This window comes from Rhabdaerophilum sp., assembly GCF_046092605.1.
Lineage (GTDB): Bacteria > Pseudomonadota > Alphaproteobacteria > Rhizobiales > Beijerinckiaceae > Rhabdaerophilum.
Genome location: NZ_JBJTDY010000110.1, coordinates 1 through 3,157, shown reverse-complemented (window position 1 = coordinate 3,157; position 3,157 = coordinate 1). Strand labels below are relative to the sequence as shown.

The window sequence follows — 3,157 nt, the reverse complement described above, 5'->3', positions numbered from 1 at the left end:
CTTCGTGCTGGGACAGCTCATCGCGCTCTACGAGCATCGCGTCTTCGTCGAGGCCGCGATCTGGAACATCAATGCCTATGACCAATGGGGGGTGGAGCTGGGGAAAGAACTCGCGACGAAGCTCGAGGGTCCGGTAAAAACCGGCGAGGGGCTGGAAGCACTGGACGGTTCAACTGCTGGATTGGTAAGAAGGGTCCGAGGGGAATGAAGGGAGCCACACGAATGAGGAAACCCCATGCTGAAACTCGGCTCTCGCACCGTTCTTCTTCCCGTCGACCTCCAGTTGGCGTTTGACAGAGCGCCCTGGCCACCCCGCAACAATCCGGCCTCGGACGAGAATGGGCTCGCCCTTCTCGCGGCCTGGCGCCGCAAGGGCTGGCCGATCATCCATGTCCGCCATGATTCGGTGGAGCCCGGCTCGACCCTGACGCCGGGGACGCCCGGCCACACTTTCCGCCCCGGTTTCGTGCCGCGCGAGGGCGAGCCGCTGGTCACGAAATCGGTCAATTCCGCCTTCATCGGCACGGATCTCGATCTCCGGCTCAAGCGGATCGGAGCGGACGCTGTGGTGGTTTTCGGAATCTCGACCGACATGTGCGTTTCGACCAGCGTGCGGACCGGCGCGAATATGGGCTGGCGCATGATCCTCGCCGCCGATGCGTGCTTCTGCTTCGACCAGAAGGATCTCGACGGCACGGTCATCCCGGCCGATGCGATCCACCGGGCGCATGTGGCGACTTTGGGCGCGGAATTCGCGACCGCGGTGACGACCGCCGCGATCCTCAAGGCGGTGGACCAACCTCAGGCAGCCTGACGCCGAAAGCCTCGCGCAACAAAAAAGCCGCGGTTTCCCGCGGCTTTCGTGTTTCCAGAGGCTGGATCACCGGGTCAAACCCGGTGATGGCAAGCGGAAGGATCAGTCCTCGTCGCCGCCCTTGTTGGCGTCGCGCTCGGCCTTCTGCTTGGCCTCGAGGTCTTCGCCGGTCGCCTGGTCGACGACCTTCATCGACAGCTTGGTCTTGCCGCGATCATCGAAGCCCATCAGCTTCACCTTCACCTTGTCGCCTTCCTTCACCACGTCCTTCACATTCGCGACCTTGCGGGGTGCGAGCTGCGAGATGTGGACGAGGCCGTCCTTGGAGCCGAAGAAGTTCACGAAGGCACCGAATTCCATCACCTTCACCACCGTGCCTTCGTAGATCTGGCCCACTTCCGGCTCGGAAGCGATGCCCTTGATCCAGTTCAGCGCGGCCTTGATCTTCTCGCCATCCGACGAGGCGACCTTGATGGTGCCGTCATCCGAGATGTCGATCTTCGTGCCGGTCTTCTCGGTGATCTCGCGGATCACCTTGCCGCCGGAGCCGATCACTTCGCGGATCTTGTCGGGGTTGATCTTGATGGTTTCGATGCGCGGCGCATATTGGCCGAGTTCGCCGCGCGGCGCATTGAGCGCCTCGGCCATCTTGCCGAGGATATGCATCCGGCCGCCCTTCGCCTGATGCAGCGCGACCTTCATGATCTCCTCGGTGATGCCCGCGATCTTGATGTCCATCTGCAGCGAGGTGATGCCATTCGCCGTGCCGGCCACCTTGAAATCCATGTCGCCGAGGTGATCCTCGTCGCCCAGAATGTCCGAGAGAACCGCATAGCGATCACCCTCGAGGATGAGACCCATGGCGATGCCCGCCACCGGCGACTTCAGCGGCACGCCGGCATCCATCATCGAAAGCGAGGCACCGCAGACGGTCGCCATCGAGGAGGAGCCGTTCGATTCGGTGATCTCGGAGACCACGCGGATCGTGTAGGGGAATTCATGCGGCGCCGGCAGCATCGGACGCACCGCGCGCCAGGCGAGCTTGCCGTGGCCGATTTCACGGCGGCCCGGGGAGCCCATGCGGCCCGTCTCGCCCACGGAATAGGGCGGGAAATTGTAGTGCAGCATGAAGCGCTCATGGCGGGTGCCCTCGAGATCGTCGATCATCTGCTCGTCATCACCGGTGCCGAGTGTGGCCACGACCAGCGCCTGTGTCTCGCCGCGCGTGAAGAGCGCCGAGCCATGGGTGCGGGGCAGCAGGCCCACTTCCGAGACGATGTTGCGGACATCTTCGAGGCCGCGGCCATCGATGCGGCTCCTGGTGTCGAGGATGTTCCAGCGAACGATCTTCGCCTGAAGCTCCTTGAAGACGACCTTCACCTGCTCCTTGTCGAATTTCGGCTCCTCGCCTTCCGGGAACAGAGCGGTCATCACCTTGGCCTTCACGGCATCGACGGCCGCATTGCGCTTCTGCTTGTCGACGATCCTGTAGGCCTCGCGCAGATCGGTCTCGGCAATGGCGAGCATCGCCTTCTCGATGGGAGAGAGATCGGCCGGCTCGAAATGACGGGGCTCCTTCGCGGCGCGCTCGGCCAGCGCGATGATCATCTCGATCACCGGCTGCCAGCCCTTCTGGCCCGCGACCACCGCGCCGAGCATCACGTCCTCGGGCAGTTCATGCGCTTCGGATTCGACCATCAGCACCGCATCGGCCGTGCCGGCGACGACGAGATCGAGCTTCGTCTCTTTCATCTGCTCCAGCGTGGGGTTGAGCACGTATTCGCCGTTGATATAGGCGACACGCGCCGCGCCAACCGGGCCCATGAAGGGCACGCCGGAGAGCGTCAGCGCGGCCGAGGCCGCGACCATCGCAACGATATCCGGATCATTCTCGAGATCGTGGCTGAGAACCGTCACGATCACCTGCGTATCGTTGCGGTAACCGTCGACGAAGAGCGGGCGGATCGGGCGATCGATCAGGCGGGAGACCAGCGTCTCGCGCTCGCTGGGGCGTCCCTCACGCTTGAAATAGCCGCCGGGGATGCGCCCCGCGGCGAAGGTCTTTTCCTGGTAGTTCACGGTGAGCGGAAAGAAATCCACGCCCGGCTTCGGCTCCTTGGCCGAGACGACGGTGGCGAGCACGGTGGTCTCGCCATAGGTGGCGAGCACGGCGCCATCCGCCTGGCGGGCGATGCGACCGGTTTCGAGCGTCAGCTTGCGGCCGGCCCAGGTGATGGTCTTGCGTTGAATATCGAACATGTCTTGTCCTGTCGTGGCCGCGCCGGACCCTCCGGGCGGCATAGCGGGTTATGCGCAAAACGGCCGAGGCGATGGGGATCGCCC

Annotated in this window: 2 protein-coding genes and 1 pseudogene; 2 read left to right on the top strand and 1 reads right to left on the bottom strand. The window is 63.9% G+C overall.

Translation table 11 applies throughout. The features are described from left to right. Positions 1 to 208 (top strand): annotated as a pseudogene (locus ACKODO_RS08700) (glucose-6-phosphate isomerase); the annotation flags it as partial. Positions 209 to 235: 27 nt separating this feature from the next. Further along, positions 236 to 814: a cysteine hydrolase family protein gene (locus tag ACKODO_RS08695; protein WP_408983047.1), complete on the top strand. Its 579-nt coding sequence runs from the start codon at positions 236 to 238 to the stop codon at positions 812 to 814. Between the two features lie 102 nt (positions 815 to 916). On the opposite strand, the gene pnp is transcribed toward ACKODO_RS08695, so the two are convergent. Further along, positions 917 to 3,073, bottom strand: a complete 2,157-nt coding sequence (gene pnp, locus ACKODO_RS08690) for a polyribonucleotide nucleotidyltransferase (RefSeq protein ID WP_408983046.1) — start codon at positions 3,071 to 3,073, stop codon at positions 917 to 919. Between the last annotated feature and the right edge of the window lie 84 nt (positions 3,074 to 3,157).

Excerpts from the sequence above, each read along its gene's own strand:
- ACKODO_RS08695 (WP_408983047.1), top strand. The coding sequence starts at position 236 with ATGCTGAAACTCGGCTCTCGCACCGTTCTTCTTCCCGTCGACCTCCAG.
- pnp (WP_408983046.1), bottom strand. The coding sequence starts at position 3,073 with ATGTTCGATATTCAACGCAAGACCATCACCTGGGCCGGCCGCAAGCTG.